The 26,077-nt window shown below is 62.1% G+C and carries 19 protein-coding genes and 6 pseudogenes; 19 read left to right on the forward strand and 6 right to left on the reverse strand.

Annotation, left to right across the window (positions count from 1 at the left end):
• Window positions 1-25: 25 nt before the first annotated feature.
• Window positions 26-631, forward strand: a complete 606-nt coding sequence (locus tag CA833_RS21270; RefSeq protein ID WP_207081100.1) for a hypothetical protein — start codon at window positions 26-28, stop codon at window positions 629-631.
• A gap of 194 nt (window positions 632-825) precedes the next feature.
• On the opposite strand, the pseudogene CA833_RS21275 reads toward CA833_RS21270, so the two are convergent.
• A pseudogene (locus CA833_RS21275) lies at window positions 826-1,782 on the reverse strand (IS3 family transposase); the annotation flags it as partial.
• Between CA833_RS21275 and CA833_RS21280 the strand changes: the two are divergent.
• From CA833_RS21280 to CA833_RS21290, 3 genes are read left to right on the forward strand one after another with little or no spacing between them, the layout of a single operon-like run.
• Window positions 1,684-2,139, forward strand: coding sequence for a transposase (locus CA833_RS21280; protein ID WP_207080766.1), 456 nt, complete (start codon window positions 1,684-1,686; stop codon window positions 2,137-2,139). The pseudogene CA833_RS21275 and the gene CA833_RS21280 sit on opposite strands and share 99 nt — an antisense overlap.
• On the forward strand, window positions 2,136-2,492 hold the full coding sequence (gene tnpB, locus CA833_RS21285; RefSeq protein ID WP_207080767.1) for an IS66 family insertion sequence element accessory protein TnpB: 357 nt from the start codon (window positions 2,136-2,138) through the stop codon (window positions 2,490-2,492). Before CA833_RS21280 ends, tnpB begins: the two co-directional genes overlap by 4 nt.
• A 31-nt stretch (window positions 2,493-2,523) precedes the next feature.
• Window positions 2,524-4,059, forward strand: a complete 1,536-nt coding sequence (locus tag CA833_RS21290; protein ID WP_207080768.1) for an IS66 family transposase — start codon at window positions 2,524-2,526, stop codon at window positions 4,057-4,059.
• A 14-nt stretch (window positions 4,060-4,073) separates the two neighbouring features.
• Here CA833_RS21290 and CA833_RS21295 read toward each other — a convergent pair.
• Window positions 4,074-4,480: pseudogene (locus CA833_RS21295) on the reverse strand (transposase); the annotation flags it as partial.
• 122 nt (window positions 4,481-4,602) lie between these two features.
• Here CA833_RS21295 and CA833_RS21300 point away from each other — a divergent pair.
• Together CA833_RS21300 and CA833_RS21305 are read left to right on the forward strand one after the other, a co-directional pair.
• Window positions 4,603-4,944 (forward strand): annotated as a pseudogene (locus CA833_RS21300) (multicopper oxidase domain-containing protein); the annotation flags it as partial.
• Window positions 4,944-5,915, forward strand: a complete 972-nt coding sequence (locus CA833_RS21305; protein ID WP_207081101.1) for a copper resistance protein B — start codon at window positions 4,944-4,946, stop codon at window positions 5,913-5,915. The pseudogene CA833_RS21300 and the gene CA833_RS21305, both read left to right, overlap by 1 nt.
• Window positions 5,916-6,125: 210 nt before the next feature.
• Here the strand turns inward: CA833_RS21305 and CA833_RS21310 are convergent.
• Window positions 6,126-6,314: pseudogene (locus CA833_RS21310) on the reverse strand (helix-turn-helix domain-containing protein); the annotation flags it as partial.
• Between the two features lie 99 nt (window positions 6,315-6,413).
• Window positions 6,414-7,610 carry an IS256 family transposase gene (locus CA833_RS21315; RefSeq protein ID WP_207081103.1) on the reverse strand — a complete coding sequence of 399 codons (1,197 nt, stop codon included), beginning with the start codon at window positions 7,608-7,610 and terminating at the stop codon, window positions 6,414-6,416.
• A gap of 171 nt (window positions 7,611-7,781) precedes the next feature.
• Here CA833_RS21315 and CA833_RS21320 point away from each other — a divergent pair, with 171 nt between their 5' ends.
• From CA833_RS21320 to CA833_RS27055, 4 genes and pseudogenes are all read left to right on the forward strand, one after another.
• A complete protein-coding gene (locus CA833_RS21320; RefSeq protein WP_207081104.1) occupies window positions 7,782-7,973 on the forward strand; it encodes a hypothetical protein in 192 nt (63 codons plus the stop codon).
• Between the two features lie 526 nt (window positions 7,974-8,499).
• Window positions 8,500-9,687, forward strand: coding sequence for a MaoC family dehydratase N-terminal domain-containing protein (locus CA833_RS21325; protein WP_242526583.1), 1,188 nt, complete (start codon window positions 8,500-8,502; stop codon window positions 9,685-9,687).
• A 10-nt stretch (window positions 9,688-9,697) separates the two neighbouring features.
• On the forward strand, window positions 9,698-11,407 hold the full coding sequence (locus CA833_RS21330; RefSeq protein ID WP_207081105.1) for a class I adenylate-forming enzyme family protein: 1,710 nt from the start codon (window positions 9,698-9,700) through the stop codon (window positions 11,405-11,407).
• A gap of 120 nt (window positions 11,408-11,527) precedes the next feature.
• A pseudogene (locus CA833_RS27055) lies at window positions 11,528-12,373 on the forward strand (MBL fold metallo-hydrolase).
• Between the two features lie 104 nt (window positions 12,374-12,477).
• Here CA833_RS27055 and CA833_RS21345 read toward each other — a convergent pair.
• Together CA833_RS21345 and CA833_RS21350 are read right to left on the reverse strand one after the other, a co-directional pair.
• Window positions 12,478-13,223: pseudogene (locus CA833_RS21345) on the reverse strand (SDR family NAD(P)-dependent oxidoreductase).
• Between the two features lie 137 nt (window positions 13,224-13,360).
• On the reverse strand, window positions 13,361-16,090 hold the full coding sequence (locus tag CA833_RS21350) for a TonB-dependent siderophore receptor (protein WP_207081108.1): 2,730 nt from the start codon (window positions 16,088-16,090) through the stop codon (window positions 13,361-13,363).
• A gap of 490 nt (window positions 16,091-16,580) precedes the next feature.
• Between CA833_RS21350 and CA833_RS21355 the strand changes: the two genes are divergently transcribed.
• From CA833_RS21355 to CA833_RS21395, 9 genes are all read left to right on the forward strand, one after another.
• Complete coding sequence (locus CA833_RS21355; protein ID WP_207081109.1) at window positions 16,581-18,953, forward strand: TonB-dependent receptor; 2,373 nt, start codon at window positions 16,581-16,583, stop codon at window positions 18,951-18,953.
• Complete coding sequence (locus tag CA833_RS21360) at window positions 18,950-19,969, forward strand: NAD(P)-dependent alcohol dehydrogenase (RefSeq protein ID WP_207081110.1); 1,020 nt, start codon at window positions 18,950-18,952, stop codon at window positions 19,967-19,969. Before CA833_RS21355 ends, CA833_RS21360 begins: the two co-directional genes overlap by 4 nt.
• A gap of 12 nt (window positions 19,970-19,981) precedes the next feature.
• Complete coding sequence (locus tag CA833_RS21365) at window positions 19,982-20,965, forward strand: phosphotriesterase (protein ID WP_207081111.1); 984 nt, start codon at window positions 19,982-19,984, stop codon at window positions 20,963-20,965.
• 116 nt (window positions 20,966-21,081) lie between these two features.
• Window positions 21,082-21,630, forward strand: a complete 549-nt coding sequence (locus CA833_RS21370; protein WP_207081112.1) for a nuclear transport factor 2 family protein — start codon at window positions 21,082-21,084, stop codon at window positions 21,628-21,630.
• Complete coding sequence (locus tag CA833_RS21375; RefSeq protein WP_207081113.1) at window positions 21,627-22,523, forward strand: SDR family NAD(P)-dependent oxidoreductase; 897 nt, start codon at window positions 21,627-21,629, stop codon at window positions 22,521-22,523. The genes CA833_RS21370 and CA833_RS21375 overlap by 4 nt, the downstream gene beginning before the upstream one ends.
• A complete protein-coding gene (locus CA833_RS21380) occupies window positions 22,513-23,091 on the forward strand; it encodes a nuclear transport factor 2 family protein (RefSeq protein WP_242526586.1) in 579 nt (192 codons plus the stop codon). Before CA833_RS21375 ends, CA833_RS21380 begins: the two co-directional genes overlap by 11 nt.
• Window positions 23,088-23,975: an SDR family NAD(P)-dependent oxidoreductase gene (locus CA833_RS21385; RefSeq protein WP_207081114.1), complete on the forward strand. Its 888-nt coding sequence runs from the start codon at window positions 23,088-23,090 to the stop codon at window positions 23,973-23,975. Before CA833_RS21380 ends, CA833_RS21385 begins: the two co-directional genes overlap by 4 nt.
• Entirely contained in the window at window positions 23,972-24,889 is a 918-nt protein-coding gene (locus CA833_RS21390) for an SDR family NAD(P)-dependent oxidoreductase (RefSeq protein ID WP_207081115.1), read from the forward strand. Before CA833_RS21385 ends, CA833_RS21390 begins: the two co-directional genes overlap by 4 nt.
• 41 nt (window positions 24,890-24,930) lie before the next feature.
• The gene (locus tag CA833_RS21395) at window positions 24,931-25,983 is read left to right on the forward strand and encodes an AraC family transcriptional regulator (RefSeq protein WP_255535891.1); all 1,053 of its coding nucleotides are present in this window, start codon (window positions 24,931-24,933) and stop codon (window positions 25,981-25,983) included.
• The last annotated feature ends 94 nt before the right edge of the window (window positions 25,984-26,077 follow it).

Below are 26,077 nucleotides of genomic sequence, written 5' to 3' on the forward strand. Positions count from 1 at the left end.
TAGATGTAAGGGGCGGGCGTCATTAATGGTCGACACGATGCTATGTGAGTCAAACGGCGAAACGTTAGCGCCTAGAACGGGTCCTTTCAGGTTGCTGACGCCAAAGTCGCTCATCGCAATTTGGATTGGCATTCCGTTGCTTGGGGGCTTGGGCTTCTGCAACGGGTCAGATGATCTGAGACGAAATATTTCTATTTATAGCCAAGCGCAGGAAAAGCCTAAACATTCAGTTACTGGATACATTGAGCAAGCAGACGCAAGGGGCCGTCATCTGCTGCTAAAAAATTCGAGTGGATCTCAGAGAATATTCTGTGATTTGGGTATTGATCAATCTCGTTGCCTGACAGTTGCACATTTTCCAATGTCCGCGACAGTAACATTGTTTCAGTATCAGATAGACGGCGGGGACTATCCAGTAATATATGCAATTAATGACGGAAAAAAAATCTTATTAAGTGAATATGATCAAATTAAACACTTGAAAAATTCTCAAGACAGGTCCCGGCGTGTCGATCAAGGTAAGGATTTACTTGGCGGTATTCTGTTTGGGTTGGTGTTGGCCATCTTAATCACACTTATGATGATCGTTATCGGATGGTCCGTAAAAGTTCCTACGGCGGGGGATGATTAATGTCTGGTGCTAGCGTAACTAAAGAAGCTGCAAATGCTGCTGCGAGCTTTCTTTCTTCCTCGTCAAACGGAACTTCCCTTGCGAGCCACGTGGGTTCGATTGCCACATCAAAAACACCAGTTTCGCAGGCGGACTATAATCAGGTCTACGCAGATATTGTTGATCTGCCCCCACCGAGTGGACCGATTGGTTTGTTAGTGCATTAAGCTCATCACCGCCATATCCGGACGGAGGTGGAGCGAAGCGGAACCGGAGGCCGGATATGGCGGTGTCGCCGTTTCTGGTGCCGGCGGTCGGTAGCCCAGGCTGCTGTGAGGGCGAACGGTGTTGTAATGCCGCCGCCATGCCTCGATCAGTACCTTGGCCTCCGCGAGGCTGTAGAAGATCTCGCCGTTGAGCAGTTCGTCGCGAAGCGACCCGTTGAAGCTTTCGTTATAGCCATTCTCCCATGGTGATCCCGGTGTGATGTAGAGTGTCTTCACGCCGATCTGGCCCAGCCATTTCTGGACGGCGGTCGCGATAAATTCGCTGCCATTATCGGACCGTATATGTGCAGGCGGACCGCGCGAGATGAACAGGTCGGCCAGGGCCGCCAGAACATCCTCATGCTTGAGCTGCCGTGCAACGATGAGCGCCAGGCATTCCCTGCTGGCCTCGTCGATGATCGTGAGGATGCGGAACTTGCGGCCATCATGCGTCCGCCCCTCGACGAAATCGTAGGCCCAGACATGTCCCGGATATTCGGGCCGCAGGCGGATGCATGAACCGTCATTGAGCCACAGGCGTCCCCGCTTTGGCTGACGCAGCGGAACCTTCAGCCCCTCACGCCGCCAGATCCGCTCAACCCGTTTATGGTTCACCGTCCATCCCGCATGGCACAGCAATGCCGTCACCCGGCGATAGCCATAACGGCCATATTGCTTCGCCAAAGCGATGATATCCTCTGTCAGCGCCTGTTCGTCATCCGTAAGCGCTGTCCCAGCCCCACCTTGTGTTGTTGAAGCGCAGCGCTGATTTTCCACGCCGTGATATGGGCGGGAGGCGCTGGTGCTATGACGATGCCGTGTGATGATGTTGGCACAAGCGGGGTTCAGCGGTTCGAGGTTTTTACCGGACGGGGACGCCGGAGGGATTGGGCGCCCGAGACGAAGGCGTCGATCGTCGCCGAGAGCTATTCGAACGCGGAGACGGTGAGTGTGGTGGCGCGCCGGTACGGGATGAGCCCCTCGCAGCTGTTCACGTGGCGGCGCGAGTTTCGCAAGCAACTGGAAGATCGCGGCCTGACCTTGCCAGTTGCATCTCGACCGCCAACGACGTTCGTACCTGCCGTGATCGAGCCGGAGCCAGCGTGCGATCCACCTGCGGCAGTGAAGCGCTCCCGCAGGCAACGGCGATCCAAGGCCAGCGTTGTCGAGTTGGAGATCGACGGCGTCGCCGTGAAGATCGGTCGCGGCGCGGACGTAGGCACGATTACCGCAGTGATCGACGCGCTCAGGGCGCCGCGATGATCGGACCTGGCGCCGGCGCGCGGGTGATGGTGGCCACGCGGCCGGTGGATTTTCGCAAGGGCGCGGATTCGCTCGCGGCACTTGTCGGGACCGAGTACGGAGCCGATCCCTATTCGGGCGTCATCTACGTATTCCGGGCGAAGCGCGCGGACCGGATCAAGCTCGTCTGGTGGGACGGGACCGGCCTGTGCCTGATGACCAAGAAGCTCGAGACCGGCGGCTTCAAGTGGCCGGGCATCCGCGATGGCGTGATGCGTCTGACCGCCGCGCAACTCGGCGCTTTGCTCGAGGGGCTGGACTGGCGCCGTGTACATGGCGGACGCCGTCCGATCGCCCCGCAGATTGCCGGTTGACGGGGCCTTCGCGGACTGATTCACTCCACTCATGCTCATCGAGGCGGACCTTCCCGAAGACGTTGAAGCGCTCCGTGCGCTCGTCCTCGAACAGGCCCGCGAGCTTGATGCCCTCAAGGTTTTCAAGGCCGAGGCCGAGCGACTGAGGTCGATCATCGACGCCCTCCAGCGTCATCGCTTCGGCCGCCGTTCCGAACAGCTCGATCCCGATCAACTCCAGCTTGCCCTCGAAGAAGTCGAGACGGCCCTGGCCGAGGCCGTGCATGCCAGGGACAAGGCGAGCCGTGCCCCGGCCGAGCGAGTGCGCAAGACCAACCGCGGTTCGCTGCCGGCGCATCTCGAGCGGATCGAGCAGGTTGTCGATGTGGAAGAAGTCGATGGCATCCGGGCCTGCCCCTGCTGTGGCGGGGCGCTCCACCAGATCGGTGAAGACGTGGCCGAACGCCTCGACGTCGTGCCCATCACCTTGCGCGTCCTCGTCACCCGCCGCCCACGCTACGGCTGCCGCTCGTGCGAGAGTGCCATTGTGCAGGCCCCGGCACCGGCACGGATCGTCGAGGGCGGCATTCCCACCGAAGCACTGATCGCGCAGGTGCTGGTCGCCAAGTATGCCGATCATCTACCCCTGTACCGCCAGGCGCAGATCTACGCCCGGCAAGGTATCCAGCTTGATCGATCCACCCTGGCGGACTGGGTCGGGCGAGCAGCATGGTACCTGCGTCCCTTGCGCGACCACATCCTCGAGCGATTGCGGCGATCAGAACGGCTGTTTGCGGATGAGACCACCGCGCCGGTACTCGATCCGGGTCGCGGGCGGACCAAGACCGGCCAGCTATGGGCCTATGCCCGCGACGAACGCCCTTGGGGCGGCGGTGATCCGCCGATGGTCGCCTACGTCTATGCCGCCGACCGTAAGGGCGAACGGGCACAAGCGCATCTCGGCGATTTTGCGGGCATCCTGCAGGTCGACGGCTATGGCGGCTACGCCGCGCTCGCTAGGCGCCGCAATGAGATCAGCCTCGCGTTCTGCTGGGCGCACGTGCGCCGCAAATTCTACGAACTTGCCGATACATCGCCGGTGGCTACCGAAGTGCTGCGCCGTGTCGCTTTGCTCTATGCCATCGAGAACGAGGTACGCGGCAACCCCGCCGAACAACGCCGCCAGGTCCGTGACGAACGCAGTCGCATCATCGTCAACGACCTGCACAACTACCTCGATGCCCGGAACCGCCAGGTCAGCGCCAAGAGCAAGCTCGGCGAAGCGATCCGCTACGCGCTCACCCGCTGGGATGGTCTCTCACGCTTCCTCGACGATGGCCGCGTCGACCTCGACAGCAACGTCGTCGAGCGCTCGATCCGTCCGCTCGCGCTCAATCGGAAGAATGCCCTGTTCGCCGGCTCCGACGAGGGCGGCGATAACTGGGCGGTGATCGCCACGCTCATCGAGAACTGCAAGATCGCCGACGTCAATCCACACACATGGATGACCGAAACACTCACCAGGCTAGCAAATGGTCACCCAGCCAACGCCCTCGGCGAACTCATGCCCTGGACCGCCGTGGCCTGAGAACATCGCTTACCGTCATCCGCCCCGCGCGGCACCTTGCGTTGTGTCGATCGATGCTGACCCAGCACCCGGCATATCCGTCGCTCGGACACCGGAAGCTCTCGTCGTACATGATCGATGCAGCGCCGCCGCCGCGCAGGGCTCAGAAGTTTCCCTTGGCAGCCTCCTGCAGGATCAGCTTGTCCAGCGTCAGGTCCGAAATCGCCCGGCGAAGACGCTGGTTCTCTTTCTCCAGATCCTTCATACGCCGCGCCTGGTCCGTCTTCAGGCCGCCATATTCCTTCCGCCAGCGATAATAGGTTTGCTCGCTGACCGCGATCCGGCGGCAGGCTTCAGCCGTGCTCGCTCCCTGCGCCAGCACAATCTCAACTTCACGCAGCTTGCCGATAATCTCTTCCGGCTTGTGCTTCTTGCTCGGCATTCATCGTCCCTTTCGTGGTCCAGACTATCATAGTCTCTGGGCCACTCAGCGGGGGGCAGGTCAATCATATATCTGGATTTGCTAGATAAATTCGCCCCATCGTGACTGCAGAACGGGCTGTCGCAAACATAGAACGCTACATGTGGTCGATGGACGGCGAGGCGATGTCGGAAAATCCGGCGCCGATCCCGTTCCGTCTGGGCGAGCGCGTACGCGTCAATCTCGTCAACGACACGATGATGCCGCACCCGATCCACATCCACGGCCACTTCTTCGAACTGGTCAGCGGCGAGCCGGGAAACCGCGCGCGCAAGCACACCATCAACGTGCTGCCGGGCGGAAAGGCCTCGTTCGATCTCACTGCCGATGCCGAGGGCGACTGGGCGTTTCACTGTCACATGCTTCTCCACATGCACGCCGGGATGATGCGCGTGGTGACGGTGCGCCGGGAGGGAGAAGCCTGATGGCTCGGTTCTTCCCGGTCCTCACCTCGCTGCTGCTGGCGACCTCCCCTTTGGCCGTGCAAGCGCAGGAGGCTAATCCCACACCGCCTCAAGCCGACGAACATGCCGGAATGGATCATGGCAGCATGGACCATTCGCAGATGGACATGTCCGGCATGGACATGAGCGCGCCGGATATGAAGGGCATGGATCACTCCGCTCACGCCGTGCCCGCAAGCACGGTCTCCGACGAGCCGGGTGATGCCCCGCCGCCACCGGTGCCGACCGACTTTCCTGCGCAGCGCTTCTTCGCGCCCGATCGCATGGCGGCGTCGCGCGCGGCGATGGTGAAGGAGATGAAGTTCAACACTTTCGCCCTTCAGGTCGACCAACTGGAATTCCGCACCGGCAAGGGCGGGGACGGTTTCGGCTGGGAAGGGCAGGCGTGGTACGGCGGCGATATCGACCGGATCGTGCTGGCCAGCGAGGGCGAGGGCACCTTCGGCGAGCGGGCCGAGCGTATCGAGCTGGGTGCCTACTGGCGGCATGCGCTCGATCCCTGGTTCAACCTGCAACTTGGCATGCGGCAGGACTTCCGGCCTGATCCGCAACGCACTTACGCGCTGGTCGGCATCGAGGGGCTGGCGCCATACTGGTTCGAGCTCGAAGGCCAGTTGCTCGTCTCGAACAAAGGCGATGTCCATGCGCGCGGCAAGGCGGGCTATACCCAGCGCATCACCCAATCGCTGGTGATCGAGCCCGAGGCCGAGGTGGACTTTGCCTTTCAGGACGTACCGGCGCTGAACGTCGGCGCAGGCTTCGAGCGCCTCGAAATGGGTGCGAGGCTTCGCTACGAGCGCAATCGCTCGCTGGCTCCCTATGTGGGCATCAATTGGGAACGCAAGCTTGGTGGCACGGCGGATCTTGCACGCGCTGCGGGTGAGGGTGTGTCCGGCGTATCAGCAGTCTTCGGTGTGCGTGCGATGTTTTGATTCTCCCCAGGGTGCAAAATCGGACAAGGGACAAAATGGTCCGTCGCCAGACAACCATCTCACCGTGGCGCTTAGATGTTGCGGTATTCTACCTCACCAACTGGCGGCCTAAGTTTCTTTTGCAGCGCTAACCGCCTCAACGGTTTGGTCGCGATATTCGAGCATGCGTGAACGTTCGGTTGGCGCTGGTTTGGCGTTCCCCGCAGACCCTCAAAATTGAGATGTGTTGTCGAACCTACGATCTTCAGCCCATTTTTGAAGATCTGCTTGCGCGTACAGGACACGCCTCCCAAATTTTCTGAACGGTGGACCTCCACCGACAACCCGCTGTTTCTCTAGTTTGCGAGGGGACAGGCGAAGAAATTCTGCAGCTTCAGAATTGGTAAGGAAAGCGTTCGGATTGTTATTTCGTCGCGTTCCATCGTATTTGAGAACCCTTGGGTCGTGTCCCGCGGGGTGGTGTAGGAACCGTCGATCCACGGCAGGATCGAGTTCAGGTCAGGCTGCCAGTGCTGGCAAGCTGACAATAGGATTATGGCTCACCGAGCCGAGGGTTTCCAGTGTCATGTAGCGGCGCGATACCGCCCACTCATCGTTTTGCTCCAGCATGAGTGCTCCGACGAGACGAACGACGGCAGCGTTATTCGGGAATATGCCGATCACGTCTGCCCTTCGCTTGATCTCCTTGTTGACCCTTTCCAGTGGATTTGTGGAGGCGATCTGCGCCCAATGATCCTTGGGGAAGGCCATGTAGGCGAGCACGTCCTCGCGTGATGCGTCCATCATGTCGGCCAGCTTTGGAAACTTCTCGCGCAGGGCATCGGTAACCTGGTCCCACTGCTGTTGCGCCGCCTCGGCCGTCTCCTGCGCGAAGATGGTCTTGATCATGGCAATGACAGCGGGTCGTTGTTTCGGCGCCGCATGGGCGAACGCATTGCGCATCCAGTGCACCCGGCAGCGCTGCTGGGTCGCGGAAAATACCTTGCTGGCCGCAGCGCGCAGCCCTTTGTGATCGTCGGCGATGACCAACTTCACACCGCGCAAGCCTCGGTCAGCCAAAGAGCGCAGGAAGGCTTTCCAGAAAGGTTCGGCTTCCGACGGGCCGGTGGCCACGCCCAGAACCTCGCGTCGGCCATCGGTGTTGACGCCCACCGCGATTATCGCCGCCGTCGAGACAATCCGTCCGCCCTCGCGCACTTTGAGGTATGTGGCGTCGATCCATAGATAGGGCCACTCGCCTTCAATCGGTCGCGTGAGGAATGCGTTCACCCGCTCGTCGATCTCGGCAACCAAACGGCTGACCTGGCTCTTTGAAACACCGCTGGCGCCCATCGCCTTGACCAGATCGTCGACCGAGCGGGTCGAAACGCCGTGGACGTAGGCTTCCTGGATCACTGCCGCCAAGGCCTTCTCGGCGGTACGGCGTGGCTCCAGGAAGCTCGGGAAGTAACTGCCTTTGCGCAGCTTCGGGATCGCCAGATCAATCCGGCCAGCTCGCGTATCCCAACCCCGCTCGCGGTAGCCGTTGCGGTGGTTCAGCCGCTCAGGGCTGCGTGATCCGCAAGGCACGCCCGTCTTCGCCTCGATCTCGAGATCCATCATACGCTCTGCGGCAAAAGCCAGCATCTCACGCACCAAATCGCTATCAGCCCCTTGCTCAATCAGCTCGACAAGGGCCATTCTGTCCTCGGTCATCGTCTTCTTCTCCAGGTTCGAGTTCGCATCCGAACCCTACCAGAAGATCGACGGTGGCCACCCTCTCAGGGAAACCTTCCTACACCACCCCGCGGGACACGACCGTTTCTCGAATGGATGCAAGGCGAGGTATCCAGACTGTATGACCGTGTCATCGCGCAGGCGAAGTGTATGAAACTCCTCGGCTCCGATTTCACACAGGATGATTTGATATTGTTGATCAGGATGCTTGTCGGAGCCATCTCGGGCCATCGCGGCAACGAGAGCGCTTGGATCGAGCGCGGACTCGATATCGTGCTGGCCGGTGTTCGGCCGTCGGCGCTCACTTCCACGCCCGATGATGCGGGGGCCAGATGTCCGTGAAACGCAGCCGTAATCTGGGCGATTGACTCGGTCATTGAATAGATCCCTTCGATGCTAGACACCGAAAGTACCTCACTCCCTCACAAGAAATTTCGAACGCTGGGCCGGTTGGCTGGCGGCGATGCAGGCCGGATCGCCCTCAAAGGATCGCGATACGATGGTTGTCTGGCCTGCGTTTTCTATGGGCTACTCGGTCGTGTTCATCCGGAGTAACCCACAGCTCTTAAACAGTAGACGCTGCTGGGATGGCTGGGATTAAGCGGGTGAGGCTGGCCTCTTGATCGAGAGATTAGCGTCTGTATGAGGCGGGCTTCGGCGCAGGCGAATACAGGCGCAGTTACCTCCTTAAAGCTCAGTGGGCGACGCGATTGTCTCCAATCGTCGCAAAACAGAAAAAGTCACGCAGTGACGTTTGTCGCGATCGGTCAAGTCGCGAGCCGCAGAGATATCGCACAAATCATCCCGCACCGGCCTGGCCCTCGACCGACGTGTCGACGGGCCTCTGCCGAACGATGGGAGATGCTTTGTGACTGAAGGTGAAACCACCGCTCAGATGGATATCAGCGACGTCGAATGGCGCCTTGGCCACAAGGTCGGCGGCGGCGAACTTTGGGAGCCGTGCAACAAGACCGATATCCGCCGCTGGGTCATGGCGATGGACTATGTGAACCCGCTGCATTGGGATCAGCGCTTTGCTCAGGATACGAAGTTCGGCGACATCATCGCCCCCCAATCGATCTGCGTCGCGCTCGATTACGGGCACGGCAACAATCAGGCCTGCGTCGGCCGGATCGAGGGCCAGCACATGATCTTCGGCGGCGAGGAGTGGTGGTGGTACGGCACCCATGTCCGGCCCGGCGACCACCTCAGCCATGAGCGGATCTTCACTGGCTTCAAGCTGACCGATACGCGCTTTGCCGGCCCTACGCTGTTCCAGCGCGGTGATACCATCCACCGCAATCAGCGCGGCGATCTGATCGCCAAATCCTGCCCCACGGTGATCCGCTATCTGGCGAAAGAAGCGGAAAAGCGCGGCATGTATGCCTCCACTGCCGGCGCGCCGCGCAAGTGGACGGTCGCCGAACTTGCAGAGATCGATCAGGTGCGCCGCGACTGGTTTCTTTCCAACCGCGAGGGCAAGTCGCCGCATTTCGAGGAAGTTTCGGTGGGACAAAAACTGCCACGCCGGGTGATTGGGCCGCACTCGATCGCCAGCTTCACCACCGAATACCGCGCCTTCATCTTCAACATCTGGGGCAGCTTTTACTGGCAGGGCGTGGAAGGCGTGCCCGATTGCTGGGTCAATCAGGACATGGGCTGGATCGAGGGCTTTTCCTTCGACGAGGAAGGCGCGCTGATCGACCCGCGCCTGCGTGACGGGCTCTACCTCGGCCCCTCTCGCGGCCATATCGACGATGGCCGGGCCAGCGAGATCGGCATGCACCGGGCCTATGGCTATGGCGCGACGATGGCGGCGTGGAACACCGATTACCTGGCATTCTGGGCCGGGCATGACGGCATGGTCCGCCACGCCAAGAGCGAGTTCCGAGGTCCCGCCTTCGAAGGCGACGTCACCTATATTGAAGGGGAAGTCATCGAGAAGATCGAGAATTCCGAATGGGGCTTCCCGGTTGTGCGGGTGGAAGTGCGGATGACGAACCAGGAAGGCAAAATCGTCGTCACTTCCGTCAACGAAGTCCAACTGCCGTTCTGAGGAGCTTACCGTGTCCTTGCATGTCTTCGTAGCCGATCCCTCGGTTTCGGTCGCTCGCGGTATCCCGCTGGCCGATGAAACGGGACTGGGTGAACTCACGCTCGGCGGTTTCCTCCGGGACGTGACGGATCGCTACGGTGGCCGGGAGGCGCTGGTCCAGCGCCTCGAGGACGGAACGCGGGAGCGCTGGAGCTATTGCGACTTGTGGGACCGTTCGAGGGAGGTCGCCAAGTCCCTGGTCGCGCTCGGGCTTGGCAAGGGAGAGCGGGTCGGCATCCTGATGACGAACCGGGCGGAATTCCTCTCGGCGGTCTTCGGGACAGCGCTGGCCGGCGGTATCGCGACGCCTCTCAGTACGTTTTCGACGCCGTCGGAATTGCAGTTCTTGCTCGAGCACTCCGCGGTGACATTCCTGCTGTTCGAGGGGAGGGTCCTCAAGAAGGACTTTCTCGAAATGCTCTGCGATCTCGACGGAAAGATCGGCCACGGTGAGCCCGGGGACTACGCGTCGGCCCGTTTCCCGTTTCTTCGGCACCTGGTCGTTCTGGGTGCCGAGGAGACGGGGGCGGTTCGATCCTGGGATGCGTTCCTCACACTTGCGACCAATGTCTCGGATGAGGTGCTGGATGCGCGCCTGGGAGCCGTAAAGCCTGCCGACTGCGGCGCATTGTTCTTCTCTTCGGGTTCCACGGCGCTTCCCAAAGGCATCCTTTCCTCGCACCAGGGAATTGCACTGCAACTCTGGCGCATGGGCCGGCAGCAGGGATTGGCGGATGGCGTCCGCAGCTGGACGGCAAACGGGTTCTTCTGGTCGGGCAACTTCGCCATGATCATCGGAGGAACTCTGGGCGTCGGGGGCAGTCTGATCCTCCAGCGCACCTTTGGTCCGGTCGAGGCGCTCGACTTGTGGCAGGCCGAACGGGTCTCGTTTCCATTCGCCTGGCCGCATCAGTGGGAGCAGCTTTCCTCGGCGCCGAACTGGCGGGCCGTCGACCTGTCCTCGCTCGCATTCGTCGATCCTGGTTCCGCGGTGGCGGCACATCCGAGCGTCACGACCTCATGGATCGAGCCCAGGCACTGTTACGGGAATACCGAGACCTTCACGCTGAGTGCGGCCTACCCGGCGATGACCACCACTAAGGTTGCCGCCGATAGCCATGGTCTCCCGCTTCCGGGAAATGCCATCAAGATTGTGGACCCTCTTTCGGGAAAAGGCGTTCCCGTGGGTAGCAGCGGCGAAATTGCAGTCAAGGGACCGACCCTGATGCTTGGCTACCTGGGCATCCCGCTTGCCGATTCCGTCGATGAGGAAGGATACTTCCGAACCGGAGACGGTGGACGGATCGACGAGGAAGGGCGCCTGTTCTGGGAAGGAAGGCTCAACGACATCATCAAGACTGGCGGAGCGAATGTCTCCCCGCTCGAGATAGACGAGGCCATCCGGGCGATGCCGGGCATCAAGATCAGTCAGACGGTCGGCGTGCCGCACGATACCCTGTGCGAAATGGTCGTCGCATGCGTCGTCTTTCACGAAGGCTGCGATCGAGGCGAGGAGGAGCTGCGGCAGAGCCTTCGCGAAGTTCTTGCAAGCTACAAGATACCCCGCCGCTTCCTGAGCCTGACGGAGGAGGAAATCGGGTTGACCGGCACGGCAAAGATCAAGACCAGCGAACTGCGGACCCTTGCAGCCAGCAAGCTTGCCGAGGAACCTGTCCATTGAAGGCAGCGCGGCGATGCAAGTGCGACCTGTTCCGAGGCGTGCTGAGGCCATTCTGAGAGGGCAGTGCAAGCGATGGATGGCATCCGGTTCGGCAGCGCGTCGATTACCACGGTTCTCGAAATGGAGCTGGTCGGCCGGCCCATCGGATGGCTCGGAGCGCCGGCCGATCTGATCGAAGCAAACCGCTGGTGGCTCGAGCCGCATTTTCTCGAGGCCGGCGACACCTGGAGCCTGAACTTTCGAAGCTGGGTCGTGCACGTCGACAATCTCGTAATCGTGATCGATCCTTGTACCGGAAATTCCCGGCCTCATCCCATGTCGACGTTCGATATGCTCGATACGCCGTTTCTCGAACGGTTCGAGGAAACGGGATACCGGGTCCAGGACGTGGATTACGTTTTCTGCACCCACCTTCACCACGATCACTGAGGCTGGAACACGCTTCTGCAAGATGGGCGCTGGGTTCCGACTTTCCCGAATGCCCGCTACCTCTTCGTGCGCAGGGAGTACGATCGCTGGCATCCATCGAACGCGGCGAGGTACCGGGCGGTCGACTACAATTCAGGCGTGTTCGAGCGGTCAATCGAGCCCGTCGTGCAAGCCGGGCAGGCCGAGCTTGTCCTCGACCGGCACCGGATTTCGCCGGGCCTCGCGATCGAGCCCGGGCATGGCCACACCGCAGGCCATTCCATGCTGAGGCTGGACGGCGGCGAGGGCGAGGCCGTGTTCGCCGGCGATGCAATCCACCACCCCCTGCAACTGATCGATCCGACTGTCGTGTTCGGCGATCACGATGACCGGGTGTCAATGATCGAGACCCGCCGGCGCCTTGCCTTGGACAGTCTCGAACGGTCGACTGTCATCATTCCCGCGCATCTGCCATTCCCTCACGCGGGGCGCCTGCGCAAGGAGACTCGCGGGATTCGGTTTGCGCCCTGGCTCGAGCCGGGCGATGGAGCGGCCTGAACTGATCTGATCTCGCATGGGAGCGGGCACCGCGCTTACCCGCACAAGCCCGCCAAAAGTCCGGCCCAACCCCGGCCCAAGCGCGCCCCAAACACGCCGTCCTGTCAGGACGGGATGCGCCCGCCGTTGATACCGATGGTCTGGCCCGTCACATAGCTGCTGGCCTCGAGGCAAAGCCAGGAGCAGGCATTGGCGATGTCTTCAGGCTCGCCGGTGCGGCGCACCGGTATGTTGGCGCGAACCGTCTCGAGAGGGATCGGGAACTTGTCCTTGTTCGCCTCGGACATGACCGTGTTCATGATGACGCCCGGTGGAATGTTGTTCACCGTGATGCCCAGTGGCCCCAGCTCCGCGGCGAGCGTTCGCGTGAGGGTGATGATGGCGCCCTTGGAGGATGAATAAGGGGCCATGCCTGCCGAGCCGGTCTGCGCGCTCGAGGACGACATGTTGACGATCCGGCCCCAGGCGGCTTCGATCATGTCCGGCACCACGACCTGCGTGACGATGAAGGTGCCCTTGACGTTGACCTCGTAGATCCGTTCCCATTTGTCATCGGTTATCTCTAGGAAGGGCGTTGTGTCGGTGATCCCGGCGTTGTTGACCAATACGGTGATCGGTCCGAATTCGGTTCGCAATCGCGCAGCGGCCTTTCGATCTGCGCGCGATTGGCAATGCTGGCCTGCAGAGCGATTGCCCGGCCGCCGGCGGCAATGATCTCGCTGGCGGTTCGTTCCGCATCCTCAAGCAGGATGTCGAGTACGCCAACGGCCATGCCGTCCGCAGCGAGCCTTTTGGCGCAGGCTTTTCCGATGCCGGATGCTGCGCCGGTCACCAATGCGGTCCGTGCCATCTTTCCTTACCTCTTTCGTGATCGAAGGACTCGGTCAGCCAAGCCCTTCGTGATTCCGGCGCTCCTGCTCCTAAGAGAAAGACCCGGTCGGCCCGAAAGCCGACCGGGTAAGGAGGGAGCTTGCTGATCCTGGATGCTCAGAACTCTTTCTGGATGCCGATCTGGAACACCCGGCCCAGCGTGAAGGCGACGCTCGGGTCGTAGCCTGCCTGCCCGACGTTCTTGTAAACCGGAGGGTCCTGGTCGAAGACGTTGTTGACGTTGAAGGTGACCGCGAGACCGTCCGTCAGGCCGCTTCCCTTGAACTCGTAGCGGAAGAACAGGTCGACAGTATCGAAGGACTTGATGCGGGTCTGGCCGAAGGCCGAAGCCAGGCCGGCATCCCCGCGCTTGTAGCCGGCGGAATGATACCAGGTCGCCTGCGCGCGAAGGGATCCGATGGTTGTCCCGAGCGTCGACATGATCCGGGTCTTGGGCGTCCCGAATGCCAGTTCGTCGACCACGGCAGCAGTCGGGCTCATCTGCGAGTCCTGCGTGAGGCGAACGTTGCCGGCAACGCGGGCATCGAACGATGCGAAGCTGGTATCGAGGACATAGCTGACATCGAAGTCGATGCCGGTAAGCGTCGACGTGCCGAGATTGCGGACCAGGGTGTCCAGCACGACGCCCACTGGGATTCCAGCGCCGCCTGCCGAACTGACGAGGGCCTGGTCGGTAGAGGTCGGGTTGAGGATGGTGAAGCCGGCGTTGGCCGGGTTCTGCAGTCCAGCTACAATTGCCGCCAATTGCTGTCCGGTCGGACGGAAGATCCACAGATTGGGGAAATTGTTGTAGAAGTCGGTAAGGCCGGTGCCGCTGACCGGCCGCCCGATCGTGCCCTTGAGGTCGATGTGGTAGTAGCTTGCATCGAGCGTCAGGCCGGGAATGAACGGCGGCTCGAGCGTGGCGCCAACGGCCCAGCTCTTCGCCTTCTGCGGCGTGAGCCCGGTTACCGAGCCGTTGCCAAGGAAGACGCCGGTTTCACCTGCTGCAAAGCTGTAGCCGGGAGGCGGCGCCAGGAACTGGCCCGGCACCAGGTTTGCAGATGCCGTCAGCGGGCCGAGCTGGTCGACCGGCGAGGGAGCATTGAACGACTTGCCCCAGTTGGCGCGGACCGAGAACCAGTCGATCGGCTTGTAGGTCAATGCGAACTTCGGATTGAAGGTGTCGCCGAAGTCGTTGTACTTGTCGTACCGGCCCGAGGCGGACAACAGCAGACTTTCAAGGCCGGGGCCGGCATCGTTGAAGATCGGCGCCTGCACTTCGCCGAACAGCGATTTTACCGTCTGTGTATACTTGACGATAGGGAGCAGGTTGAGGCGTGCGTCGGTCGTCTGGCGCGCAAAGTTGTCGCGCATGTGTTCGCCGCCGACGGCCACGCGAACATCGCCGCCGGGAAGCGTGAAGACAGGTCCGTCGGCGATGAAGCGGTAATCGTAGAGTTCGTTGCGTCCAAATCCGCGCTCATGGCCATCGAGGATGTCGGCGAGCACAGCCGGCGAGGTCGATGCAATGTCGTAAGGGTTGAGCTTGCCTGTCGCCAGCGCGGTAGCCTGGGCGACCGGATCGAGCACATTGTTGTCATAAGTGACTTTGCTCCGGCCGTAGCTGAACAGGGCGCGGGCCTGCCAGTCGCTGCCGAGCTTGGCCGTCAGCGTCGGGGTGACGCTCCACGACTGGAGCTGGGTGTCCTGACGGTTCGAGCGTTCGCCATCGACGGGACCGTAGTTAAAGCGGACGGTCTGGGCCTTGCCGCTGTTGGCGTCGCCGGTGCTACGATAGTATGGATTTGCCGAAGTGACGGTGACCGTTCCAGTCGTGCTGCCCACCGCGCCGAGCGTGCCGCCAAATCCCGTTGTCTTGCGGTCGGCGTAGTTCGCGGAAATGTCGGCGCTCAGCCAGTCGCCAAGGTCTTGCGTGAGCCGGGCGAAGACGGTGTTGAGTTCGTTGCGCGGATAGATCGCCTGGTCCTGCGACGGGTCGCAGGTATTGGGGCCGCCGACAACGAGCCCGGTTCCCGAATTGACATAAGTGGTCGTGCCGATCGTCGTTGTGGGCTCGGCGCAGTTGCGTCCGACAGGCACGCCCGTGTTCCAGTCGATACGCTTCACATAGTCGCGATCCGAACCGAAGATCGCATCGTGCCGCGAGTAATTGTACGCGACATAGATGCCGCCGCCTGTCCATTTCTTGCCGAGCAGCAGGCCGGCGTCGTAGGATGTGTAGTCGTCGCCGATGCCGACACGTCCCTCGACCTTGATGCCGTCATAGGACTTGCGGGTCATGAAGTTGAGAACCCCGCCCAGCGCGTCCGATCCGTAGACGGCCGAGCCGCCGTCGAGCATCGCCTCGACACGCTCGATTGCGATCGGCGGGATGATGTCCGGGTCGACCGCGATCTGCTGGGTCCCGGCTCCGACCACGCGGTGCCCGTCGATCAGTACCAAGGTCTGCGCGCCGCCGCTGGTGTTTGCTGCAGGCAAGGCGCGAAGGTTTGGGCGCGCAATCGGATTGCTGCCATTCGATCCTGAGACCGGCGATACGCCGGCAGGGACGAGGCCGAAGAAGTTGCTGACCTGGGGAATGCTTGCAAGAATTTCGTTGGTGCTGGTTCCGCCGGTGGCCTCCGCCTGTTGCTCGTTCATGCCCACGACGTTCGAGCCGGCCGGCGCGATCCCCCTGATCAGCGTTCCCGTGACGACGATCTCCGAATCCGCCGTGGCTCTTGGCGCGGTTGCGCTGTCCTGGCTGCTCTGTGCTTGCGCTGTTCCCGAAGTGATCGCGCAAAGTGCAACGCCAGTGGCAAGCTGGCACGCATAAGCCCTCAAGCTCGAAAGCCTCATAGTCCTCACCCCATCTACTTTTTTATAATTAGGACACTGTATATCGCGACTTGGGGTGATGCAATGGAGATTGCGGTTGTTGCATGGCGCCTCTTTCTTAAGGCGCAGATACTCGCAGACCACTTTGTAAGCACGCTGATTGAATACGTATTTCAGCTATGTTTCAATGACATTCGGCCAGCTTTCATGGCCGCTGCGATCTGCCGCGAGCCGGCACCTATTTTTCTAATATGATACTAAATGATGATATCCGGGGGATTTGGATCCCGTCTGGTCATGGTTGGGGAAGCCCGAATGCAATTTCATCGCGTGGGCGAAGAGCGACTTTGCCGCGTGTGAATGTCGCGATCGGTCAAGTCAGGGGTCGCGAACGAATCCATCCCGCCCTGAGGTCGGGGCCATGAGCGCCCACCCGTCGGCCAGGGCGAGCGAGATTTCGCTGCCCGGACGAGGGGCGAATGGGGGAGTTCGAGATATGTTTGCTTTTTCACTGCGGTCGGCGTCGGTCTATGCGATCGCTGCTGCAAGCCTGTCCTGTTCCGTCGCTGCTGCTGCCCAGCAGGCAGTCGACAAGCCGGGTGACCAGGTGGGCGGGCAGGCAGGTGGGCAGACTGGGGGGCCGACAGCACCCGAAATCGTTGTCACCGCGCAGCGCCGGTCCGAAGCTTCGCGCGATGTGCCTATCAGCGTGACTTCGCTCGGACCTGCGCAGCTTGCCACGGCCAACGTCGAGAAGCTTTCGGACACCGCCAAGATCACGCCCGGCCTGCGGTTTGACAGCCAGGGGCCCGCGGTTCAGCCCACGATCCGCGGTGTCGGTACGGCAATCACGACATCGGGCGGCGGGCCGAATGTCGGCATCTATGTCGACGGGTTCTTCCAGGCCAACACCTACATGTCGGATTTCGACCTGCTCAACGTGAAGAGCATCCAGGTACTCAAGGGGCCGCAAGGTACCTTGTTCGGGCGCAACACGACGGGCGGAGCCATCATCGTCACTACGGCGGATCCGAGCACTGACACCCACGGCGAGGCAAAGGTGAGCTACAGCCGCTTCAATGCGGTCAAGGCGCAGGCTTACGCCACCTTCGGTATCAGTGATCGGGTGGCCGTCGATGTCGAGGGCCTTTACCGCCGCGGCGACGGCTATTTTACGGATGTCTCGAACGGCAACGATAATATCGGCAAGTACGAGGACTGGTCTCTTCGCGTCGGCATGAAGGCGGACCTCACCGACGATGTGTCGCTGCTGCTGCGCTGGGTGCATGCGGAAACGAACGATCCCACCACACAGCTCGTCAACGGCTATATCGACCAGACAGGCGGGGCCGGGTTCTTCGACAAGGTTTCGGCTGCAGGACAGGCCATCTATGGAACCTCCAGTTCCAAGGGCCTGCCGCTGGTCTACTTCTATGCGCCTTCGGGTACTTACGCTACCAAGCCCGGAGACGTTCTGCTCAATACGCCGGTGAGCTTCCGCTCGAATTCCGATGCGCTGCAAGCCACGCTCAAGGCCGACCTGGGATTTGCGGATTTCACCTCGTACTCCCAGTATCGCAAGGATCTGTCGCCCTATTACGGCGACCTCGACGCGACGGCCATTCCGATGTTCAACATCTACGTCGGCGTGAACGATGAAACCTGGAGCCAGGAGTTTCTGATGAACTCCAAGCCCGGCTCGCGGCTGCAGTGGACTGCGGGCCTGAACTATTTCCAGATCCGCGACACCTGGGACATCGGGGCTAGCTTCGGCGGTGCGCCCTACGGGCAGTTCGGCGGCTCCAGCACGACCACGAAGTCCTATGCGGCGTTCCTCGATGCGACGTACGAGGTGAGCGACAAGCTCTTCCTCACGCTTGGCGGTCGCTATAGCCACGACGTGGTCGGCGATGCCTACTTCGTCACGAACTTCACGACGTCTTCGTTCATCGGCCCCAACGGCGAGACGGTGCTCTGGTCGGGCGGAGCGGGCGTTCACATCCCGGTGGCAACGCTCAAGAACGACGGCTTCACGCCCCGCGCCGTCATTCGCTTCAAGCCGAGCGAGGAATCGAGCGTCTATGCCTCGTACACCAAGGGCTACAAGGCCGGAATCCTGAACGTGGGCGGCTATTCGCAGCAGCCGGTGAAGCCGGAAAAGATCAACGCATTCGAAGTCGGCTACAAGTACGACGACCGGGTCTTCTCCGCCGATCTGGCCGGCTTCTACTACGACTACAAGAACCTCCAGGTGTCGAGCTATCAGGACGGCGCTGCCCAGATCCGCAATGCCGCGACCTCGGAAATCTACGGGCTTGAGGCACAGCTGCGCTACAAGGTCAGCAGCGCATTCTCGCTGCAGGCCGGCACCTCGTGGACCCATGCGCGCTACAAGTCCTTCACGAACGCCCCTTACTACAGCTACTGCGATCCTGCGGTTGCCGATCTCACCAATTCCATGGCCTGCATCCCCACGTCTCTTGGCGGGTCGGGGCCCGGCGCCTTGACGCAGACTTCGACCGATGCCTCGGGCTTCAAGATGCAAAGGGCGCCCGAGTTCACGGGGAACATCGGGGCGAGCTACGGCCTCGACCTGGGCGGCGGCAGGCTGATGCTTTCGGGCAATCTCTACTACACCTCGAGCTTCTACTTCGATCCCGAGGAGCAGTTCCGCCAAAAAGGCTACGAGGTCCTTTCGCTGCGTGCGGAATGGACCGATCCATCGGATCGCTACACCGTGGCTGTGTTCGGGGACAACGTGACCGACCGGCGCTACCGCACCCAGGTCCTGTTCAATACGCTCGGTACGGGCGCGGTCTGGAATTCGCCCGTCACGTACGGGATCGAGCTCGGCGCAAAGTTTCGATGAAGGCGCTGCGCCTCATGGCAGCGGGCGGCGAGCCGCAGGGGCGCGACAGGCTGGAATTGACCAGCCTCTCCCCCCAGCCGGTTGGCCCGGGAGAAATCCGGGTTCGCATCCGGGCCGCGTCGGTCAATTTTCGTGACGGGCTGGTGGCAAGCGGCGTGATGCCGGCGCCGGCCGGTCTTTTCCCGTTATCCGATGCCGCCGGCGAGGTTGTCGAATTGGGCGAGGGCGTTCGCGGCCTGGAGGTCGGAAGCCGCGTAATCAGCCTGTTCCATCCTAACTGGCTGGATGGGCATATCGACCGCGCGGATCTGAACAATTCGCCGGGCGGGCCGGCCGACGGGTTCGCCTGCGAGGAAGCGGTTCGGCCCGCTTCGCATTTCACAAGGGCGCCTGGCAATCTCTCGTTCGTCGAAGCGGCGTGCCTGCCTTGTGCCGGCGTCACGGCCTGGCGCGCTGTTATCGCCGATGGCCGTGTGTCTCCAGGTGAAAGTGTGCTGGTGCTGGGCACAGGCGGCGTGTCGTTGTTCGCGCTGCTGTTCGCCAAAGCTGCCGGGGCCGAAGTCATTGCGATCACATCTTCGGATGCCAAGGCTGCTTGCCTTCGCGACCTCGGCGCCGACCATGTGATCGACAGGAGCGAGGTGCCGGAATGGGGGGCGGCAGTTCTCGATCTGAGCGGCGGGCTGGGCGTCGAGCACGTGATCGAGGTCGGCGGGCCCAATACCCTTGCGCAAAGTTTCCACGCTGCGCGGACCGGAGCGCATGTCGCGATCATCGGGGCAACGGCCGGGTTCGATACGGACACGATGCCCTTCGCGGTGGTTCAGGCCAAGCGCCTCAGGCTTCAGGCCGTCACAGTCGGCAGCCGCCGGGATCAGCTCGATATGGTTCGTGCGATCGAAGCGCACGACATCCACCCGATCATCGAGCGTGTCCTGCCGCTCACCGGTTTGACCGACGCTTTGGCCCTGATGCGCTCAGGCCAGCATGTCGGGAAAATCTGCCTCGAAATCTGAAGGAACGTGAGCTTGGCGACGATCGAGACGGCGCGCGGAGCGATCGCGCAAAAGGATCTTGGACGGGTCCTGATCCATGAGCACGTGTTCCTGATGGATATGGAGTACACCTTCAATTACCGGCCGGATTTCCATTCCGCCCGGACCATCGACGATGCCGTCGCGCGCCTCGACGAGCTGAAGAATGCCGGGTTCGACACGATCATCGATCTTACGGTGCTCGGTCTCGGCAGGCACATGCCCAGCATCGCCAAAGTCGCCGAGCGAACAGCCGTCAACATCGTCGTCTCCACCGGGGCCTACTCCTTCGATGCGGTTCCCGCGCCGTTCCAGTTCTGGGGGCCGGGTCTTCTCCATGACACCGGAGTGGAGCCGATGGTCGGGCATTTCGTCAGCGATATCGTCGAGGGCATCGCCGATACCGGCATCCGCGCGGGAATGCTTAAATGTGCGATCGATGCGCCGGGCCTGACAGGCGGCGTCGAGCGGATCATGAGGGCCGTCGGCCGCACCCATGTGCTGACCGGCGCGCCGGTCACGGTGCATACATCGGCAAAGCACGAAACGGGCCTCATTGCGCAGAAGGTCCTTGCCGAGGAGGGCGTGGATCTCGAGCGCGTCGTGATCGGCCACTGCGGCGATACGGCCGACATCGACTATCTCGCCAGGCTCGCCGACCGTGGCTCGATGCTGGGAATGGATCGGTTCGGCGTCGATTTCGAAATCACGATGGAGCAGCGCGTGGCGACCGTCGCGGAGATGGTCCGCCGCGGGTATGCAGGGCAGATGACCCTCAGCCACGATTGCTGCTGCTGGTCCGACTTCTTTCCCGAGGTCGACGATTACCACCGGGCCATGCCCAATCATCATTATCTGCACATTCACGACGACGTACTTCCGGCGCTGCGTGCCGCAGGCGTCTCGCAGATCGATATCGAGCGCATGCTGATTGCCAATCCCCGGCGCGTACTTGCGAGCCAGCTTGCTTCGCACTGAGCGGACGCCGCTGCGCACAACCGTTCAATCTGTCGCGATCCGTCAAGAACACTTGGCTCGAGGCAATGTAGCGTGACGCCTTGTCCGATGCGAAACGCAGGACCTGGAGAGGAACGATGACCCCAGATATTACCCAGCTCGCTGATCGCGATGCGATCCGCGATTGCATTGCGCGGCTGGCGCGCGGAGAGGACCGCCGCAGCGCCGACCTCATCCGCTCCTGCTGGTGGCCCGAGGCGCGCTTCGATTACGGCGTCTATTCAGGCGATTTCGAGGCTTACCTGGCCTGGGTCGTGCCCGGCGCCGATGCGATCAAGGATACGCAGCACCTGATCGGCCAGTCCTACATTGAACTGGAAGGCGATCGGGCATCGGTCGAAAGCCACGTCATTTCCTATCACCGGGTCGACATGGGGTCCCCAAGCACAGCGCAAGGCGGTGAGCGGGACACCTGCATCGGCGGACGCTACCTCGACCGATTCGAGAAGCGCGGCGATGCGTGGCGGATCGCGGGGCGCACCATGCTCTACGACTGGGAGCAGGATTGGGGCGCTGCCGCGGACTGGTCGAAAGGGGTGATGGGCTATCCCTTCACTGCCGGTCATTTCCCGGGCCGGGCAAAAGATGACTTCAGCGAGCGCTGGTTTGCCGGGGAGGAGGCATGAGCGCGCCGCTGGCAGGAAAGGTCGCACTCGTTACGGGGGCAAGCCGAGGCATCGGCAAGGGCATCGCGCTCGTGCTCGCCGAGCAGGGGGCGACGGTCTATGTGACCGGCCGGACGGTCAACGAAGGGGACTACTACCTTCCAGGCACGGTCGGCGGCACGGCGGCTGAATGCGACGAGCGCGGGAGGCCGAGCGGCGGGCGGGGCATTGCCGTTGCCTGCGATCACGGCGATGACGCGGCTGTCGCGGCCCTATTCGGACGGATCGCCGCCGAAGCCGGCCGCCTCGATATTCTCGTCAACAATGCATTCGCGCTTTCCGACGATCTTCTCGAACCGAAAGGGTTCTGGGAAAAGCCGTTGTCGAACCTCGAGATGTGGGATGTCGGCGTCAGGTCGAACTACGTGGCCGCCTGGCATGCGGCGGGCCTCATGGTCTCCCAGAAATCAGGCCTGATCGTGGCGATCTCCGGCTTTGCGGCGGTTACCTACACTTATGGCGTGATCTTCGGCACATCGAAATCCGCGGTCGACCGCATGGCGCGGGATATGGCGATCGAACTCGAGCCACACGGCGTGGCCTCGCTGACCCTCTGGCAGGGCCTGACGCTCACCGAGAAGGCCAGGGACAACCTTGCGAAGATGGGAGACCGGATGACCGCGTCCATCACGCAGATGCATGGCAGCAGCGTCGAGCATCCGGGCCGGGTTGTCGCAGCGCTCGCGGCCGACCCCGATATCATGAGGCGCTCCGGCGGCGAGTTCATAACCGCCGAATTGGCCGAAGCCTACGGCCTCACGGACATCGACGGGCAGACGATCCAATCGGCAAGGGCGACGCGGGGATCGCCGATCTGGAAACCGATTGCGGAGGTTGATTACCGTGGCAAGTGAACGGGCCCTTGGCGACAGGGAGCGGCGCATCGACGCGTTGCTCGACAAGCAGGACATTCTCGAGTGCCTTGCGCGTTTCTCGCGCGGTATGGACCGGTCCGATCGGGATATCTATCTCTCGGCCTTCTGGGACGATGCCGAGATGGCTGCGGGGCCTTTCGTGGGCAGCGCCGCGGATTGCTGGGACTGGGCGGTTCCGATGCACGAGGCGGGACAGATACTGACCCACCATGCCTTGCTTCAGACCAGCATAGATCTCGCCGGCGATACCGCCCACTGCGAAACCTACTACCAGTTCGTCGGCCGCAACCGGGATGAGAGCCTCTGGATTGCCGGGGGTCGCTACATCGACCGGCTGGAGCGACGAGACGGCGCATGGAAGATCGCGCTGCGCACCAATGTCATCGAATGGGGATGCGCCCCTCCGCCAATACCGGTGCCGTTCGCAGATGTCCCCGACATCGCGCTCAACGGCGTGACCAGTCGCGGCAAGGACGACCCTTCCTACCGCCGGCCGCTCGTCAACCTTCGTGCGCCGAGCAATCCTGCCGCGGAGCCTGCTGCATGACGCGCGCATCCGGGGGACTCGCAGGCAAGGTCGCGGTCGTGACCGGCGCCAGCCGCGGCATCGGCAAGGGGATCGCCTGTGCTCTCGCGGAACACGGCGCAACGGTCTACGTCACCGGGCGAACCTTGGCGCCAGGCCAGAGCGCATTGCCCGGTACGCTTGGCGAGACGGTCGAAGAGGTGGGGCGCCGAGGAGGCAAGGGGGTGGCAGTGCCACTCGATCTTGCCGACGACGCGCAGATCGAGGCACTTTTCCAGCGGGTCGAGCGCGATGAAGGGCGCCTCGACATCCTAGTCAACAACGCCATGGCCATTCCCGAAGCGATGACCCGGCGCGACGGGTTCTGGGAAAAGCCGCTTGATGAATGGGAGATTTGGGACACCGGCATGCGCGCTGCCTTCATTGCGGCCTGGCACGCCGCGCGTCTGATGGTGTCGCAGGGCTCGGGGCTGATCGCCGCGCTCTCGGGCTATGTCGGGGTGACCTACACCTACGACGTCGTTTTCGGGACGACCAAGACGGCCACCGACCGGATGATGCGCGATATGGGCCATGAACTGCGCGGTACCGGTGTCTCTGCAGTCTCGCTCTGGCAGGGCTTCACCTACACCGAGCGGGCGAAGGAGAACCTCAAATCGGTGCCGGGCATGGCCAGCCAGCTCAACAGCGCGGTCGGTTCCTCACCGGAGTTTCCTGGCCGCGTGATCGCGGCGCTGGCCATGGATCCTGCTCTCGAAAGCCGATCGGGCGGGACTTTCATCAATGCCGAGCTCGCGGCGGACTATGGGCTGACCGATAACGACGGCCGCGTCATCCCCTCGCTCAGGGAGAGCCGCGGCGCCCCGCTCTGGGCTGCGGGCGATACAACCTGGAGGAATGCATGACTGATCGGCGCTTCGATGGACGCGTTGTCCTCATTACCGGCGGCGCACGCGGGCTTGGCCTGGCTTATGCCGAACTCCTCGGGTCGCTCGGGGCGAGGATTGTCATCAACGACAACGGCAGCGCCGTAACCGGTGCTGGCTCGGACCACGCCCCGGCAGAAGAGGCGGCACAGGCCCTGCGTGATGCCGGCTACGAGGCCGCAGCCTGTACCCAAAGCGTGGCAACCCCGGAAGGAGGGGCGGCCATGGTCGAAGCCGCGCTCGATTCTTTCGGCCGGCTCGACGTCCTCATTCACAATGCGGGCAACAACCGCTTCGCCATGCTTGACGAGATTTCCTACGAGGATTTTCGCAGCGTTGTCGACGTTCACCTGCTCGGCGCATTCCATGTCGTAAGACCCGCTTTCGAGCACATGGTCGGCCGGGGGTATGGGCGGATCGTGCTGACCGGCTCGATCGGCGGCCTCTATTCGATGCCCAGTGTCGTGAACTATGCCGTCTCGAAGTCGGGGATGATCGGCCTCAACAATATCGCTGCAATCGAAGGCGCGGCGCGGGGCGTCAAATCGAACATCATCCTTCCCGGCGCGGTGACCCGCATGGCCGAGGGGCTCGATATCTCGCAGTATCCGCCGATGGGTCCCGAACTGGTCGCGCCGGTCGTGGCCTGGCTCGCACATGAGAGCTGCTCGGTCTCGGGCGAGATGTACGTATCGATGGGCGGGCGGATCGCACGCGCTTTCATTACCGAGACTGAAGGCGTCTACCGTCCGGACTGGACCATCGATGCCGTCGCCGAGGAAATCGGGGCGATCAGGGATCAGGCCCGGCAATGGACCTTCCATCCGGTGGAAGACGGCTTCGCGCAGCATATGGCTAAAAGCTTCGAGCTCGTGCGAGGCCACGGCGCGTGAGGAATATTCGCGTCTTGGGCGTGCGGGCGCGAGGCCGATGAATGCCTACAGGGCGTAGGCGCAAGTCCGATACGATTGCCGGCTTCGACATCGTCGACCGGCGCATACTCGACCTGTTTCCGCAGCTTGTTTCGGGGCTCGGAGGCGATCCCGTTGCCTTGCAGAAAGCTGCCGGGTTGGATCCCGAAATGCTTGGGCGCGGGGAAGGTTCAGTCAGCTATCGCTTGATGGCGGACCTCCTCGCCCTCACGGCGAGGAGCCTTGATGTTCCCGACTTCGGGATGCGCCTTGGCGGGATCCAGGCAAACGAAATCCGCACGCCTTTGCTCGATCTCATGATGAGCTCATCCACCTTCGGCGAGGCTCTCGAACAGGTTATCCGGCACAGCTACGCTCACAGCCGCGCTGCGGCGATCTGGCTCAAGATTCAGGCCGACGAGGAAAGTATCCTGGTCGGGCACGACATTCTGGTCGGAGGGATCGCGGATCCGCGCCAGATCATCGAGCAGGTGCTGCTTGTCGAATACCATGTCGGGCTCCGCGCGACCGAAGGCCGGACGCGGGCGCGCAAGGTTCTCCTGCGTCACCAGCCGATTTCTGATCCTGCGGTCTATCGTGGGCATTTCGGTGTGGACGTGAAGTTCGGACAGGACGTCGATGCGATCGTCTATGGCGCCCATGTCTTGGGCAGCCGAATGGCTGAGCCAGACCCTCAGAGCTGCAGGGAACTCGTCGCCGGGATTGGCACCATGTACCCTGTCCATGAGCAACCGCTCCATGTCAGGGTTCGCGGCCTCATCGTCCATTGGTTGCATACGCCCGCGTGCAACAGCGAGGATGTCGCCCGGCGCCTGGGTTTCCATTGTCGGACCTTGCACCGCAGGTTACGCGAACAGGGAACCTCGTTTCAGGCGATCAAGGACGAAGTGCGATGCGAGCGACTGGTCAATCTCCTCGATCTCACCGATTTGCCGCTATCGGCCGTTTCCGAGCAACTCGGCTTTGCCGAGCAATCGGCCATGACGCGTTTCAGCCGGCAGGTACTGGGCATGTCGCCCCGCGAGCGCCGGCTTCGCGCGCGCAGCTCGTATTGAGGGTTTCCGTCCGAAATAGGCAAGTCAAGGTTCCGTGATCCGGACAAGACATCGCGGTGCCTTGCGCCTTGGGCGATCCGGGGCGGCAGCCAGG

This window comes from Novosphingobium sp. KA1 (genome assembly GCF_017309955.1).
GTDB lineage: Bacteria > Pseudomonadota > Alphaproteobacteria > Sphingomonadales > Sphingomonadaceae > Novosphingobium.

Bases quoted from the DNA above. Each gene is read 5' to 3' on its own strand.
- CA833_RS21270 (WP_207081100.1), top strand. From the start codon at position 26: ATGGTCGACACGATGCTATGTGAGTCAAACGGCGAAACGTTAGCGCCT.
- CA833_RS21280 (WP_207080766.1), top strand. From the start codon at position 1,684: ATGACGATGCCGTGTGATGATGTTGGCACAAGCGGGGTTCAGCGGTTC.
- tnpB (WP_207080767.1), top strand. From the start codon at position 2,136: ATGATCGGACCTGGCGCCGGCGCGCGGGTGATGGTGGCCACGCGGCCG.
- CA833_RS21290 (WP_207080768.1), top strand. From the start codon at position 2,524: ATGCTCATCGAGGCGGACCTTCCCGAAGACGTTGAAGCGCTCCGTGCG.
- CA833_RS21305 (WP_207081101.1), top strand. From the start codon at position 4,944: ATGGCTCGGTTCTTCCCGGTCCTCACCTCGCTGCTGCTGGCGACCTCC.
- CA833_RS21315 (WP_207081103.1), bottom strand. From the start codon at position 7,610: ATGACCGAGGACAGAATGGCCCTTGTCGAGCTGATTGAGCAAGGGGCT.
- CA833_RS21320 (WP_207081104.1), top strand. From the start codon at position 7,782: ATGAAACTCCTCGGCTCCGATTTCACACAGGATGATTTGATATTGTTG.
- CA833_RS21355 (WP_207081109.1), top strand. From the start codon at position 16,581: ATGTTTGCTTTTTCACTGCGGTCGGCGTCGGTCTATGCGATCGCTGCT.
- CA833_RS21360 (WP_207081110.1), top strand. From the start codon at position 18,950: ATGAAGGCGCTGCGCCTCATGGCAGCGGGCGGCGAGCCGCAGGGGCGC.
- CA833_RS21370 (WP_207081112.1), top strand. From the start codon at position 21,082: ATGACCCCAGATATTACCCAGCTCGCTGATCGCGATGCGATCCGCGAT.
- CA833_RS21375 (WP_207081113.1), top strand. From the start codon at position 21,627: ATGAGCGCGCCGCTGGCAGGAAAGGTCGCACTCGTTACGGGGGCAAGC.
- CA833_RS21385 (WP_207081114.1), top strand. From the start codon at position 23,088: ATGACGCGCGCATCCGGGGGACTCGCAGGCAAGGTCGCGGTCGTGACC.
- CA833_RS21390 (WP_207081115.1), top strand. From the start codon at position 23,972: ATGACTGATCGGCGCTTCGATGGACGCGTTGTCCTCATTACCGGCGGC.
- CA833_RS21395 (WP_255535891.1), top strand. From the start codon at position 24,931: ATGCCTACAGGGCGTAGGCGCAAGTCCGATACGATTGCCGGCTTCGAC.